Origin of the sequence: Henriciella marina DSM 19595, from assembly GCF_000376805.1 — a bacterium.
Taxonomy (GTDB): Bacteria; Pseudomonadota; Alphaproteobacteria; order Caulobacterales; family Hyphomonadaceae; genus Henriciella; species Henriciella marina.
Genome location: NZ_AQXT01000002.1, coordinates 619220 through 632321, shown reverse-complemented (window position 1 = coordinate 632321; position 13102 = coordinate 619220). Strand labels below are relative to the sequence as shown.

The following is a 13102-nucleotide window of genomic DNA, read 5'->3' as shown; positions in this document are numbered from 1 at the left end:
TTGGTTTCTACTCGGCCTGGGCAAGACGCGTGTCCGCGCTCGTCCGGTCGGAATTGTTTGCTAGTTGAGCCTGATCGATAGAGTCGAAGGCGCCATCAAAGTCGCCAGAACGAAGCGTTTCAATCCAGGTATCGTACGTCGCCTGATCGACGACACGCACTTCGATCGGCATGAAAGCGTGATCCTTGCCGCAGAGCTCGGAGCACTGGCCGTAATAGGTGCCCTCCCGCTCGATCAGGAACCAGCCTTCATTGAGACGGCCTGGCACCGCATCGGTCTTGATGCCGAAAGCTGGCACGGTGAACGAGTGAATGACGTCCGAGGCCGCCGTCTGATAACGCACATAGCGGTTCACAGGCAGGACGAGTGGATAGTCGACAGCAAGGTTACGCGGGCCGCGCGCGGCGTCGAGATTGTCGCTCGACAGACCGCGCTGAAGCGGGTTTGAGACGAACTCGACAGGATAGCCGCCATCATCGAGCACATCCGGGAAGGAATAGGTCCAGTTCCACTGGTTGCCTTGCGCCTTGACCGTGATCCAGCCCTGTTCAGCGGCTTCCGGATAGATATTTGGATTATCCTCATCGGCAGCCGCAATGGCTTCAAGATCAGGCTGATTTTCCTGATAGAAGAGATTGGAGAAAGATGGACCGGCAATCGCCACCAGGATCAGCACAGGCACAACCGTCCAGATGATCTCGATCGGCGTGTTATGGCTAAACTTGCGGGCGACCGGATTGGCGCGCTTGTTGTACTTTATACAAACCCAGACAATCAGGGCCAAAACGAACAAGGTGATGATCGTGATGATCGCCACCAGATAGTTATGAAACCAGTGTAGACGTTCCATGATGCGGGTCGCGGCATCCTGGAGATTTATTCCACCTTGCTCAGGCACGGCCGCATGAGCGACTGCGCTAAGTGGCAAGATCGAAAGAAGAGCGACGAGAAAACGCACAGCCCGACTCCTTGGTAAAAACTTGATTGTTGGCATAGCTCCGCAGACTCTTGCAGTCCACCCAGCCCTTCAGTGAATTCAAATTTGTCGCAGCCGCTTCGCTTTGTTTCCGAGCAGAGCTATATTGGGGACCTCAAAGGGAGGTATCATACAATGTCACGCATCCTTCTAAGCAGTCTTGTTGCGCTGGCCAGTAGCGCCGCGGCCAGCGCGCAGGTTTTCGTCATCGGCGGCGGGCTTGCCCGTGAATGCTACGATGAGGCCAATAGCGGCAACTACATTTTCCGGATCGCAGAGCAGACGTGTTCGCGCGCTTTGCGAGAAGAAACCATGACAAGAGAGACCCGCGCGGCGACCTATGTAAATCGGGGTGTTCTCCGGATGCGCGATGGAAGCTACGAGCAGGCGCTGAACGACTATGCAAACGCCGTCGCCGTCATCCCGACGCTTGGTGCCGCCTATCTCAATGAAGGTGCAGCGCACATCTATCAGCGCAATTTCGCAGATGCTCTGGTCTCGCTCAATAAGGCCATAGAACTGGAAACAGACGACATCTTTGCCGCCTATTACAACCGCGCCATCGCACGGGAGAATACGGGCGACGTTCCAGGTGCCTATTTCGACTTCCAAAAAGCGCTTGAGCTTCGCCCGGGCTGGGAACTGGCGCAGCGCCAGCTCAGCCGGTTCGAAGTCCAACAGCAGTAAGCGACGGCTGCGCGGTTGCGCAGCGCCGGACGAATGTCCATTCTCTTTGGCATGCTAGAAACAGATCTTCCGTTCGACCGCGCCGAAGCAACCCGTATCCTGGCTGAAGCCTGCGACGGGGCTGATGACGGCGATATCTATGTCCAGCGCGCGCGCTCTGAGAGCTTCATGTTCGATGATGGTCGGCTGAAATCGGCCGCTTTCGACACCTCGCAGGGCTTCGGGCTCCGGGTCGTCGCTGGCGAGGCGAGCGGTAATTCCCACTCTGGCGAATTGACCCTGGACGCGATTCGCCGGGCCGCCAGTACGGCCTCAGCGGCCAAGCGCGGCTATTCCGGTACGCTCGATAGCGGTCCGACGACGACCAATCGCAAACTCTATGCACCGATCGACCCGACCGAGGCACCCGGCTTCACTATCAAGACCGGCCTGCTGGCAGAGATTGACGCCTGGGTGCGCGCGAAAGATCCGCGCGTCGTTCAGGTATCTGTCTCTCTGGCCGGCAGCCATCAGGAGATCGATATCCTGCGCCCGGCTGGTGAAGCCTTTCACGATGTTCGCCCGCTGGTACGTCTCAATATCGCCGTTACGCTCGAAAAAGACGGACGCCGCGAATCGGCTTCGTCAGGCGCGGGCGGCCGCGCCGAATATGAGGAATGGATCAAACCAGAACGCTGGCAGGCCATGGCCGAACGGGCGCTGCGCAAAGCTGAAATCAACCTTGATTCGATCCCTGCCCCGGCTGGGGAAATGGAAGTTGTGCTTGGGCCAGGCTGGCCTGCCGTGCTGCTGCACGAAGCGGTTGGCCACGGCCTGGAAGGCGACTTCAACCGCAAGCAGACCAGCGTCTATTCAGGCAAGATCCGACAGCAGGTCGCCGCAAAGGGCGTCACCATTGTTGACGATGGCACAATGGACGCGCGCCGCGGCTCCCTCTCGTTCGACGATGAAGGCACCCCTACCCAGCGCAATGTCCTGATCGAGGATGGAATCCTCAAAGGCTACATGCAGGACCGCCTGAATGCCCGCCTCATGGGTATGGCGCCGACCGGAAACGGCCGCCGGGAAAGCTATGACGCCGGCATCATGCCGCGCATGACCAACACGGTGATGATGGGCGGCAAGGACGATCCGGAAGAGATTGTGAAATCGATCAAGCGCGGCATCTGGGCGGTCGATTTCGGCGGTGGCCAGGTCGACATTACGTCCGGCAATTTCGTCTTCCAGTGTACCGAAGCCTATCTCGTCGAGAACGGCGAAGTCATCGCGCCGGTCAAGAACGCGACCCTGATCGGCCACGGCCCGACAGCTCTCAACAAGGTCTCGATGATCGGGAATGATTTTGCGATGGATGACGGTGTCGGCACGTGCGGCAAGGCGGGCCAGACCGTGCCTGTAGGTGTTGGCCAGCCCACGCTGAAGGTCGATGCGCTGACCGTTGGCGGTGCGGGCTAGGACACGGCCCTCTCATCGCAGGGCCCAAAGCTGCTCATATTGATTTCGCTGACTTCGCCTTCCAAACGGTACTCCAGCGGGTAAACCACGTTGAAGCGGGGCAAAGCGCGGCCACCGACCCGTTTGGGCTCAAACTGTGCTAGCGAAACGGCTTTTTTTGATTGATAGCAAAATATTGGCTGTGTGCAGGATGTCGTCAGGCTGAACGTGTAACCGTTTTCGTCAACGGAAAACCTGACCTCGCAATAGCCCTCAAGTCCGAGCATGGCAGCCATGGGCGGATAGGTCGGGACCGGTGGCACAATCGGCACTGCATCTTCATCAGCATCGCTTTGAGCATCCGCAGTTACACCGAAAACAACTACGCTCATTGCTAACAAAGCAACTCTGATCATTCCAACGCCCTCCAAGTAAGCTTGAAGGTTATGATCCTGGGGTTGAGCTGGCAATGTGTGGAATAGGTTCCCTTAAAATAAAAATCCCCACGAGGCAGTGCCTCGCGGGGATCTGCAAGTAGTTTGAATTGTTGCAGCCTAGCTTTGCGTCCGGTCCATCGAGACACCGGAAGGATCTACCTCAGCGCGGCGTTCCTTGTCGCCGGGCCCGTGGCTGCGTTCGGCATGCTTGGTCAGGTTGCGAAGCCATGGGCTGAGAACAATGAGCACAACTCCGAGCGCGACAGCGGCGCCGCCAAGCTGCAGGTAGACCGCATTGTATGCCGCGAGGCTTTCTTCGGCAGGAGCCCCTTCGGGCACTTGCGTCGCCTGCGCGATCCCAGCCGCGATAACGTTCGCGTAGGATGAAGCAAGGAACCAGTAGCCCATCATGAAGCCCACGATCTGTTTGGCCGAAAGCTTGGTCACGGCAGAAAGACCAACCGGCGACAGGAAGATTTCACCTGTCGTATGGAGCAGGTACATCAACATGATGAAGAGCACCGAGATCCGGAGCGCGCCGTCAGCGTCCGGCACGGCCGTCTGGATACCAAGATTGAGCACGAAGAAACCCGCGCCGATCTGGATCATGGCGAGGCCGAACTTTATAAAGCTGTTCGGCTCAATCCCGCGATTGCCAAGATAGGTCCAGAGGACCGCAATCAGCGGTGCGAAATACATAATGTAGAGCGGGTTAGCCGACTGGAGCACAGGCGCCGGGAATGGCGACCCCATGACCTGATTATCGACGTGTGCCGCCGCAAAGAGGTTGAGCGAGGTTGGCCCCTGATCAAACAGCGCCCAGAACAGGACTGAGGACACGGTCAGGATCAGGAGGCCGATCATCGCATTGCGCGTATCATCCTCGAGCTTGGTCAGCATATAGACGATGATACCGAGCGTGACGACCGCGAACACGCCGTGCATGGCAAGCGTCATGATGCTTGCGATCTGCAGAAGGAAGAAAGCCGCCAAGGCAAAGGCGAGGCCCGCGCCATAGACAAGCCACTCACGGTTCAGACCCATAAAGACCGGGGTTTTCAGATCGACGTCGGCTGGTGGATCTGCGCGGCCTTCCAGCCAGCCCTGACCCCAGACAAATACGACGAGACCGGCGAGCATGCCGAGGGCCGCAAGTCCGAAGCCCGCCCACCACCCGAGCGTTGCCGCAGCAAGCGCACAGAAAATCCCGGCAAGGAACGAGCCAAGATTGATGCCCATGTAATAGAGCGTGAAGCCAGAATCGCGCCGGCGATCGCCCTGGTCATAGAGCGCGCCGACACATGTCGAGATGTTGGGCTTCAGGAAGCCGACGCCCGCGACAATAAGGGCAAGCGCGGCAAACAGGATTGTTGCGAAGAGCGGATTGCGTTCCTGCTCCAGCGTCCCCACCAGAACTGTTTCCGCGCCGCCCTGAGTGAAGGTCACAGTACGTGTCGTGGAGCCTTCTTCGGGCTGAACGAAGCTGTCGATCGCGATCTCTTCGCCATCAATGACGATAAACCGATCGCGCGCTTCGCTGTACTCTGGACGCTCCAGCTCATAGACCGTGCCGTCAACGTTCAGCGTCTCTACGGCTGCCGGTCCGTGCAGGCCCATCAGGCCGTGCCCAGCCACCAGCAGGATCGCCCCGAACGTCACCGCCTTCCGGAAGCCGATATACTTGTCCGCCAGCCATCCACCGAGAAGAGGGCCGAGATAGACCAGCGCTACATAGGCGCCATAAAGCGTCAGGGAGAAGCTGCTCTCGAAAAGGAAGTGCCAGGTGAGATAGAAGATCAGAAGCGCGCGCATCCCGTAATAGGAAAAGCGCTCCCACATTTCTGCAAAGAACAGGACGTATAGGCCTTTGGGGTGTTTCCTGAGCTGCCACATGGTGAAACCGAGTGGCGGCACGGCCAGCAATGACAGCAACACAGAAAACATACGCTTGATCCCTCAACCTCTGAACGCGTGAAGCCACGCCTCGTCAGTCGTCACTTTGACCACGCGTTTTGGCGCGGCTCAAGCAAAGATGTGCCATTTGTAACGGGATTAGCGCAATCGCAGTCTAATAGGCCAGTGTCTCGAAGGCTGGTTCAACCCGCCTGCCCCATTCACCATGATAGAGTTCAAGCAATCTGTCAGCGGGGGTAAGGCCACTTTCTGCGATCTCGTCGAGTTCGGAGATGAAACCGGTCTCATCATCACCGGCCGACCCAAGGCGCGCACGAGATTTCAGGCCATTGCGGCTGATCATCAGAATGTCCTTGGCAAGGTCCTGCATCGTCCGGCCGCCTGGGATCGGTGTTCTGAGGCCGAGCACGCGGACCGACTGGCGAACCGATTCGCGCTCAGCCGCAGTCCAGTCCTTCACCAGCTCCCAGGCTGCATCGAGCGCTGCCTGATCATAGAGAATACCAGTCCAGAAACCGGAGAAGGCGCAGAGCCGACTCCACGGGCCAGAATCGGAGCCGCGCATCTCGAGGAACCGCTTCAGCCGAACCTCAGGGAATATGGTCGACAGGTGATCCACGAAATCATCCATGGCGGGTTTTTCGCCCGGCAAAATGTCCAGCTTGCCATTCATGAAGTCACGGAAACTCTTGCCGGAGGCATCGAGATACTTACCGCCGCGGCGCACAAAATACATAGGTACATCAAGGGCGTAGTCAACATATCTTTCAAAACCTGCGCCGTCGTCAAACATGAATGGCAGCATGCCCGAGCGATCGGGGTCGGTGTCTGTCCAGATGTGCGAACGATAGGAAAGGAACCCGTTCGTGCGGCCTTCAGTAAACGGAGAGTTCGCGAATAGAGCGGTCCCTAGTGGCTGAAGCGCCAGCGACACGCGGCACTTCTTCACCATGTCGGCCTCAGACGCGAAATCGAGATTAACCTGAACCGTACACGTGCGGAACATCATCTCACGGCCAAGACGGCCGACCTGGAGCATGTAATCCCGCATGATCGCGTAACGCCCCTTGGGCATCATCGGCGTTTCATCCATCGACCAGAGCGGCGAAGACCCCATGCCGAGGAAACCGATCCCGAGTGGATCTGCGATCTCGCGGACCTCTCTGAGATGGTCGCCGACCTCATTGCAGGTCTGGTGAATATGCTCGAGCGGCGCCCCGGAAAGTTCAAACTGGCCGCCTGGCTCAAGGCTGACGCTGGCGCCGTCCTTTTTCAGCCCAATCAGCAGGCCCGACTCGACAATCGGTTCCCAGCCAAACTTTTCGGCAAGTCCATCCAGCATGGCACGGATAGATACTTCGCCATCATAGGGAAGCGGGCGGAGCCCCTCCTTGATGAAGCCGAACTTCTCGTGCTCGGTGCCGATCTTCCAGTCTGAACGGGGCGTACAGCCCTCTTCAATCCATTCGACAAGCTCGGATTTCGACTCGATACGCGCGGCGTTCTCATCAATGTCGGACGTAGGTGTCGTCATACCGGCCTCTCTAGCCGTTTTCGGTTTCAGGCAGATAGGGGTGTTCCTGCCAGTCGCCAACACACGATTGCCAAAGAGTCAGCGCAGCGACAACAGCTGTTTCCGCTCTAAGGATACGGGGGCCAAGGGTAACCGGCTGAATATTCTGTAGTTTTCGTATCCAGTCTCTTTCTCGCGGTGAAAATCCGCCCTCCGGACCTGTCAGGATACCGGCAGGTCCTTGCGCAGCGTCTCCTAAGACGTCACGCATGGGGCGGGCATCGCCCGCCTCATCGCAATAGTACAGCGGCTGATCAGAAGGCCATGCCTCCAGAGCGGCTTGCAGCGACACGTCATCGAAGACCTCAGGCACATCCATGCGCTCGGTCTGTTCTGCCGCCTCGATAACGACCGACTGCAGCCGATCGCGGCGAACCCGGCTCGACTGCGTGCGCTCGGTCATCACGGGCTGTATTTTCCGGACCCCCAGCTCACAGGCCTTTTCGACGACAAAGTCGGTGCGCGTCTTCTTCAGCGGCGCGAAAAACAAAGTGAGATCAGGTGTCTCGACTTGTGGCCGCGTCTGCCGGTCCGGGACGATCGAAGCCCGCTTCCCACTCTCCTGAACGAGACGTGCGACCCACTCTCCGTCGCGGCCATTAAACACGCGGACAGGGTCGCCTTCAGACAGGCGCATGACCCGCAGCACATAGTTCGACTGATTGTCACTCAGCGCGGCTTTCTCACCCTCGTTCAGAGGGGAATCGACGAAAAGACGGGGAAAGGAACTCATAGCGACCATATAGGCTTCTGTTGTCAGAGAGTTAAGCCAAAACAAGTGAGGCCGCCCTATGAGTGTCAGCTCGATCAATCCCGCCACCGAAGAGACGATAGAAACCTTCGAGCCACACAGCCCGGTCGATGTCGATGCAGCCCTCTCCAGGGCAGAAGGACGATACGAAGACTGGCGCCTGACGAGCTTTGAGCACCGCGCGAGGCTGATGCAGAAAGCTGCCGACGTTCTGGAATCGCATGTCGATGACTGGGGCCCGTCGATGAGCCTTGAGATGGGCAAACCTCTTTCTCAGGCGCAGGGCGAGCTGAAGAAGTGCGCCTGGGTCTGTCGTCATTACGCTGAGAACGCGAGCAAATACCTCGAAGACCAGACGATCAAGACCGATGCCAGCAAGGCCTTCGTGCGCCACTTGCCGATCGGTCCGGTGCTGGCCGTCATGCCCTGGAATTTCCCGTACTGGCAGGTGTTCCGGTTTGCAGCCCCTGCCCTGATGGCGGGCAATGTCGGGCTATTGAAACATGCATCCAATGTCTGGCGCTGCGCCCTCAACATCGAAGACGTATTTAGGCAAGCAGGTTTTCCCGAAGGATGTTTCCAGACGCTGCTGATCGGCTCTGACCAGGTCGAAAAAGTGGTCCGCGATCGGCGCGTTCGGGCCGCGACCCTGACCGGATCCGGTCCTGCAGGCGCCTCGGTCGCGAGCATTGCGGGCGATGAGATCAAGCCAACCGTGCTGGAGCTTGGCGGCACCGACGCTTTCATTGTCATGCCATCGGCCGATATCGAGGCGGCCGTGGAAACAGCGATTGACGCACGCACCCAGAACAATGGCCAATCCTGTATCGCGGCAAAGCGCTTCTTTGTTCACGCAGACGTCTATGACGATTTCCGTGAGAAGTTTGTCGAGGGAATGAAAGCTCTCAAGGTGGGTGATCCACTCGAAGACGGCACCAATATCGGTCCGCTCGCCATGAAGGATATTCGCGATGACCTCGCCTCGCAGGTCGAAAAGTCGATCAAGGCGGGCGCGCGCCCTCTCTTTGAGCAGAAAGACCTCCCCGACACCGGTTGGTGGTACGGCCCGCAGATCCTTGAGGAGGCGCCAGACAATGCGCCCGCCGCCCATGAAGAGATGTTCGGGCCGGTTGCCTCGCTCTGGAAGGTCTCAAGCCTGACCGATGCCATTAGGCGCGCCAATGACAGCCCATTCGGACTTGGCTCGTCCATTTGCACGACGGAAAGAGCCGAAATGGACCAAGCCATCAGAGACCTCGAGGCCGGCTCAACTTTTGTGAATTCAAAAGTGGCAAGTGACCCGCGCCTTCCATTCGGCGGCGTGAAGACATCCGGTTATGGCCGGGAGCTCGCCGAGGACGGCATTCGGGCCTTTATTAATCGCAAGACGGTCTCTATCGCCTGACGTGCGATTGCGGTTATACCGGCACCATGAGTGATCCGACGACATCTAGTTCAGGACCGGTCCAGCCGGAAAATGAAGCGGTTGAGCCAGCGACCTACGAAACTGGCTCAAAGGCACCTGCAGATAGCGCGCTGCCGAACTGGCTTGTGTCGCTGCCCGAAACGCTTCGGCCCTATGCTGCCCTGGCGCGACTGGACCGCCCTATCGGGACCTGGCTGGTAATGCTCCCGGCGCTCGCCTCTCTTGCGTATACCCGCATCAACACGGGTTTCTTCTGGATCGATATCTGGTGGGACGCGCTGATCGTTATTGGCGCGGTTACCATGCGCGGTGCCGCCTGCACATGGAATGACATTCAGGATCGCGACTTCGACGCCGAAGTTGCCAGAACGGCAAACCGGCCGCTGCCCGCCGGCGACGTTACCGTCACCCAAGCCTATATCTTCCTCGGTCTGCAGGTCTTCATCGCCTTTATTGCATGGCTCTGCATTCCGTTTGACGCAAAGATCGTCGCACTGCTGGCCCTGCCGCTAATCGCTGCCTACCCGTTCATGAAGCGCGTCACTTGGTGGCCGCAGATCTGGCTTGGATTCACGATCAATTGGGGCGTGCTTGTTGCTGCGGCCATGGCGACGCACGTGTCGTTCGGCACTGTGCTGCTCTATCTCGGTTTTGCAGCGTGGACCGTCGGCTATGACACAATCTACGCCATGCAGGATCGGGAGGATGATGCTCTGATCGGGGTGAAGTCGACTGCACGGCTCCTCGGTGAGCAGACCATTCTCGGCGCTTTCTGTTTCTACCTGTCAGCAGCCGCATTCTTTGGCGGTGCGGTCGCTGCAAATGGCGCAACACGGCTTGGTGCCCTGACGGTGATCGCTTTCTTCGGGCATGCGATATGGCAGATCTATAAAATGAACCAGGACGATGATCATGCCCTCATGGTGTTCAAATCAAATGCCTGGGCAGCGCTGATCCTGGTTGCAGGCTTCACCCTAACCGCAATCATCTAGCCTCGCCTTCGCGTGCTGGCAGACTGCACGCCTCGTTCGACGACGTCGCCAAAAGCGCTAGGTCAGACCTGTCACAGGAGGCCGAAATGAAAGCGCGCAATGTATTGGGCACCGAACTGGCCGTTTGCGGACGAGACCCTGAGACAGGATTCTACCGCGATGGCTGCTGCAACACTGGGCCAGAGGACCGCGGCAATCACACCGTCTGCGCAATCGTCACCGCAGAGTTTCTGGCTTTCAGCAAGTCCAAGGGCAATGATCTAACGAGCGCGGTGCCAGCCTTCGGCTTTCCGGGTCTGAAGCCCGGCGATCGCTGGTGTCTCTGCGCAGGTCGCTGGGAAGAGGCAAGACTTGCAGACGCGGCCCCGACGGTCGATCTTGAGGCAACCCATGAAGGCGCCCTCAGTGTGACCTCCCTTGAGGCACTGAAGGATCATGGCTTACAGTCCACGCACTAGGGCGGCACCGAAAGGCAAGAACATGACCAAGCTAACAATCGAAATGGTTTCCGACCTCGTCTGCCCATGGTGCTGGCTGGGCCTTCGCCGAATTCGAAAAGCCATAGACCTCGCAGAAGACGTCGATGTCGATCTTGTCTTCCGGCCATTTGAGCTTGATCCCACAATCCCGCAGGGCGGCGTCAATTACCGCGACTACATGGCGAGCAAGTTCGGCCCCGAAACCGAAGACAATCGCTGGGCCAGCATGCGTGAGGCCCTCGTCGAATTCGGCAAGGAAGAGGACATACCGTTCAACTTCGGCGCGCTCCGCCATCGCCCCAACAGCTTCGATGCCCACCGTCTGGTGCGCTGGGCACAGGGACAGGGCAAAGGCGTTGAAGCCAAGGAAGCGCTCTTTTCGGCTTATTTCGAGCATGCGCGCGACATTGGCGATTATGAGGTTCTCGCAGATGTCGGCGAGTCTATCGGCCTGGAGCGCGCCATCGTGGAGAAGCTGTTGAACTCCGATGCCGATGCAGAGGCGACCCGCGAGGAAGAGAACCTCTTCCGTGAGATGGGGATCGGCGGGGTACCGACTTATATCGCCATGCGCAAGATCGCCGTCCAAGGCGCCGAAAGCTCTGAGAAGCTCGCTAAATTCCTGAGCGCATCAGCCAGACAGATGCCTCAACAGAGAAGCTACGGCTAGCTGAGCTGTAGCTCGACAAGCTGCTTGTAGAGGCCTCCGTGGCGAAGCAGCTCCTGGTGGGTACCTTCTTCAGCAACCTTGCCATCATCCAGCACGACGATCCGGTCTGCTGACCGGACGGTCGAAAGCCTGTGAGCAATGACCAAAGTCGTGCGGTTCTTGGCATACTCGCCCAGGGCTACCTGCACCTTCGCCTCACTCTCGGCGTCTAGCGCCGAGGTCGCCTCATCAAGGAGCAGGATAGGCGCCTGCCTGATGATGGCTCTGGCGAGGGCGATACGCTGGCGCTGCCCGCCCGACAGATTGCGGCCCATCTCACCACAAGGGGCTTCATAGCCACCCGGCAAACCGAGAATGAAGTCATGCGCACTGGCAGCCCGCGCAGCTTCCTTGATTTCTTCGCGCCGCGCCCCGATCCGGCCAAGCGCGATATTCGCAGCCACCGTATCGTCGAAAAGAAGAGCCTCTTGCGCGACGAGGGCAGTCGCCCGCCTGAGGCTTGCGCCCGTATAGTTGCGCACATCACAGCCATCGACCAGAACCGTACCGGACACAGGTTCATATAACCTCAGCAGGAGATTGAATACAGTAGACTTTCCCGCTCCCGACGGACCGACAAGCGCCACAGTTTCACCCGGATTTGCGGAGAATGAGAGACCTTTCAGCGCCTGCGAGCCGTCCGGGTAGGCAAAGTGCACATTGTCGAACTCAACGCTACCACGCGCCGCCTCAAGCGGTGTGGCATCGGACCTGTCCTTTATCTGGGGCGATGCATCGATAATCTCGAAGACACGGTCTGCTGCCGCGCCCCCCTCCTGCGCGACGGCATTAAGCGTACCGAGTGCCCGCACTTCCGGCGCTGCGACAGCGACCGCCCCGATGACGCCGACGAAATTGCCAAGCGAGGTGTCGCCATCTGCAATGCGCCAGGCGGTTAGAGCCAGAATACCGACAAGCGCGAGCCCGCCGGTAATCTCAAGAATCGGATCGACGGCCGCCCTGTCGGTTAGAACCTTCAGAAAGAGACGAGACCGCTCCGCAAAACCGCGCCGCGCACGGGCCTTCTGATAGTTCTCCAGCCCATAGGCTTTCACCACACGAGCTGACTGAAAGCTCTCGGACAGGAGCGATGCAACTTCACCGATCTGGCGCTGCGCCTGCTTCGAGCGGCGGCGCACTCGGTTGCCGAGGCCTATCACGGGGCCAAAAGCAATTGGATAGACAAGGATCAGGACCAGCGTAAGCTTCCAGTCCATGATGAACATGGTGATCAGGACGCCAGTAACGGTCAGCACGCCCTTGGTCAGATTGTTTGCCAGCCGGAGGCCGGCATCGCGCAGCGCGTTCACGTCATTGATAAAGCGGGAAACGAAACCGCCCGACCGGTCGCCAGAGAGGCGTGCGAAATCGCCGTCAGTGAGCGAATTGAACTGATCTGCCTGAACGTCGACAACCGCGCGCTGGACGCCGGTATTATTGGCCAGCGTCATGCCATAGAGCGAGAGCGACCTGACCGCAGCCGCAAACCCGATAATGCCGATGAGCCACCACAAATTCGACGGCACCACACCCGAGTCCGGCTGTGCAAGCGCTTCAAGGCCCTCAACGATCAGCTTTAGCAGATAGCCATACGAAGCGGCCGCAACGGCGGTCACTGCCGCGCAGAGCGTGCCAACAACGAACCACTTCCAGTGCGGCTTGAACCGTTCCCTGATCAACCTGAACAGGCTGTGGGTGCGCTCTGCCACTGGCCCGGTTGCCAT

Annotated in this window: 12 protein-coding genes; 6 read left to right on the top strand and 6 right to left on the bottom strand. The window is 58.8% G+C overall.

Annotation, left to right across the window (positions count from 1 at the left end; genetic code table 11):
- Positions 1-7 precede the first annotated feature (7 nt).
- A complete protein-coding gene (gene coxB, locus F550_RS0103200; protein WP_018147088.1) occupies positions 8-958 on the bottom strand; it encodes a cytochrome c oxidase subunit II in 951 nt (316 codons plus the stop codon).
- Positions 959-1111: 153 nt separating this feature from the next.
- On the opposite strand from coxB, the gene F550_RS0103195 reads away from it, so the two are divergent.
- Both F550_RS0103195 and tldD read left to right on the top strand, forming a co-directional pair.
- Positions 1112-1663, top strand: a complete 552-nt coding sequence (locus tag F550_RS0103195; RefSeq protein ID WP_040500722.1) for a tetratricopeptide repeat protein — start codon at positions 1112-1114, stop codon at positions 1661-1663.
- Between the two features lie 33 nt (positions 1664-1696).
- Positions 1697-3118: a metalloprotease TldD gene (gene tldD / locus F550_RS0103190; RefSeq protein WP_018147086.1), complete on the top strand. Its 1422-nt coding sequence runs from the start codon at positions 1697-1699 to the stop codon at positions 3116-3118.
- Here the strand turns inward: tldD and F550_RS16715 are convergent.
- The 4 genes from F550_RS16715 to F550_RS0103170 form a co-directional block, all read right to left on the bottom strand.
- On the bottom strand, positions 3115-3513 hold the full coding sequence (locus F550_RS16715) for a TonB family protein (RefSeq protein ID WP_083910900.1): 399 nt from the start codon (positions 3511-3513) through the stop codon (positions 3115-3117). The genes tldD and F550_RS16715 overlap by 4 nt on opposite strands.
- A gap of 138 nt (positions 3514-3651) precedes the next feature.
- Positions 3652-5478 (bottom strand): peptide MFS transporter, encoded by a 1827-nt coding sequence (locus F550_RS16710; protein WP_018147084.1) that lies wholly within the window; start codon positions 5476-5478, stop codon positions 3652-3654.
- 124 nt (positions 5479-5602) lie between these two features.
- The gene (locus F550_RS0103175; protein ID WP_018147083.1) at positions 5603-6982 is read right to left on the bottom strand and encodes a glutamate--cysteine ligase; all 1380 of its coding nucleotides are present in this window, start codon (positions 6980-6982) and stop codon (positions 5603-5605) included.
- 10 nt (positions 6983-6992) lie between these two features.
- Positions 6993-7754 (bottom strand): 16S rRNA (uracil(1498)-N(3))-methyltransferase, encoded by a 762-nt coding sequence (locus tag F550_RS0103170; RefSeq protein ID WP_051076847.1) that lies wholly within the window; start codon positions 7752-7754, stop codon positions 6993-6995.
- A gap of 58 nt (positions 7755-7812) precedes the next feature.
- On the opposite strand from F550_RS0103170, the gene F550_RS0103165 reads away from it, so the two are divergent.
- From F550_RS0103165 to F550_RS0103150, 4 genes are all read left to right on the top strand, one after another.
- On the top strand, positions 7813-9177 hold the full coding sequence (locus F550_RS0103165) for an NAD-dependent succinate-semialdehyde dehydrogenase (RefSeq protein WP_018147081.1): 1365 nt from the start codon (positions 7813-7815) through the stop codon (positions 9175-9177).
- Between the two features lie 26 nt (positions 9178-9203).
- Positions 9204-10190, top strand: coding sequence for a 4-hydroxybenzoate octaprenyltransferase (locus F550_RS0103160; protein ID WP_018147080.1), 987 nt, complete (start codon positions 9204-9206; stop codon positions 10188-10190).
- Between the two features lie 86 nt (positions 10191-10276).
- Positions 10277-10648 carry a DUF2237 family protein gene (locus F550_RS0103155; RefSeq protein WP_018147079.1) on the top strand — a complete coding sequence of 124 codons (372 nt, stop codon included), beginning with the start codon at positions 10277-10279 and terminating at the stop codon, positions 10646-10648.
- Between the two features lie 22 nt (positions 10649-10670).
- Positions 10671-11339: a DsbA family oxidoreductase gene (locus tag F550_RS0103150; protein WP_018147078.1), complete on the top strand. Its 669-nt coding sequence runs from the start codon at positions 10671-10673 to the stop codon at positions 11337-11339.
- Here F550_RS0103150 and F550_RS0103145 read toward each other — a convergent pair.
- Entirely contained in the window at positions 11336-13102 is a 1767-nt protein-coding gene (locus F550_RS0103145) for an ABC transporter ATP-binding protein (RefSeq protein WP_018147077.1), read from the bottom strand. The two genes, F550_RS0103150 and F550_RS0103145, sit on opposite strands and share 4 nt — an antisense overlap.

Bases quoted from the DNA above. Each gene is read 5' to 3' on its own strand.
- F550_RS0103195 (WP_040500722.1), top strand. From the start codon at position 1,112: ATGTCACGCATCCTTCTAAGCAGTCTTGTTGCGCTGGCCAGTAGCGCC.
- tldD (WP_018147086.1), top strand. From the start codon at position 1,697: ATGTCCATTCTCTTTGGCATGCTAGAAACAGATCTTCCGTTCGACCGC.
- F550_RS16715 (WP_083910900.1), bottom strand. From the start codon at position 3,513: ATGATCAGAGTTGCTTTGTTAGCAATGAGCGTAGTTGTTTTCGGTGTA.
- F550_RS16710 (WP_018147084.1), bottom strand. From the start codon at position 5,478: ATGTTTTCTGTGTTGCTGTCATTGCTGGCCGTGCCGCCACTCGGTTTC.
- F550_RS0103175 (WP_018147083.1), bottom strand. From the start codon at position 6,982: ATGACGACACCTACGTCCGACATTGATGAGAACGCCGCGCGTATCGAG.
- F550_RS0103170 (WP_051076847.1), bottom strand. From the start codon at position 7,754: ATGAGTTCCTTTCCCCGTCTTTTCGTCGATTCCCCTCTGAACGAGGGT.
- F550_RS0103165 (WP_018147081.1), top strand. From the start codon at position 7,813: ATGAGTGTCAGCTCGATCAATCCCGCCACCGAAGAGACGATAGAAACC.
- F550_RS0103160 (WP_018147080.1), top strand. From the start codon at position 9,204: ATGAGTGATCCGACGACATCTAGTTCAGGACCGGTCCAGCCGGAAAAT.
- F550_RS0103155 (WP_018147079.1), top strand. From the start codon at position 10,277: ATGAAAGCGCGCAATGTATTGGGCACCGAACTGGCCGTTTGCGGACGA.
- F550_RS0103150 (WP_018147078.1), top strand. From the start codon at position 10,671: ATGACCAAGCTAACAATCGAAATGGTTTCCGACCTCGTCTGCCCATGG.
- F550_RS0103145 (WP_018147077.1), bottom strand. From the start codon at position 13,102: ATGGCAACCGGGCCAGTGGCAGAGCGCACCCACAGCCTGTTCAGGTTG.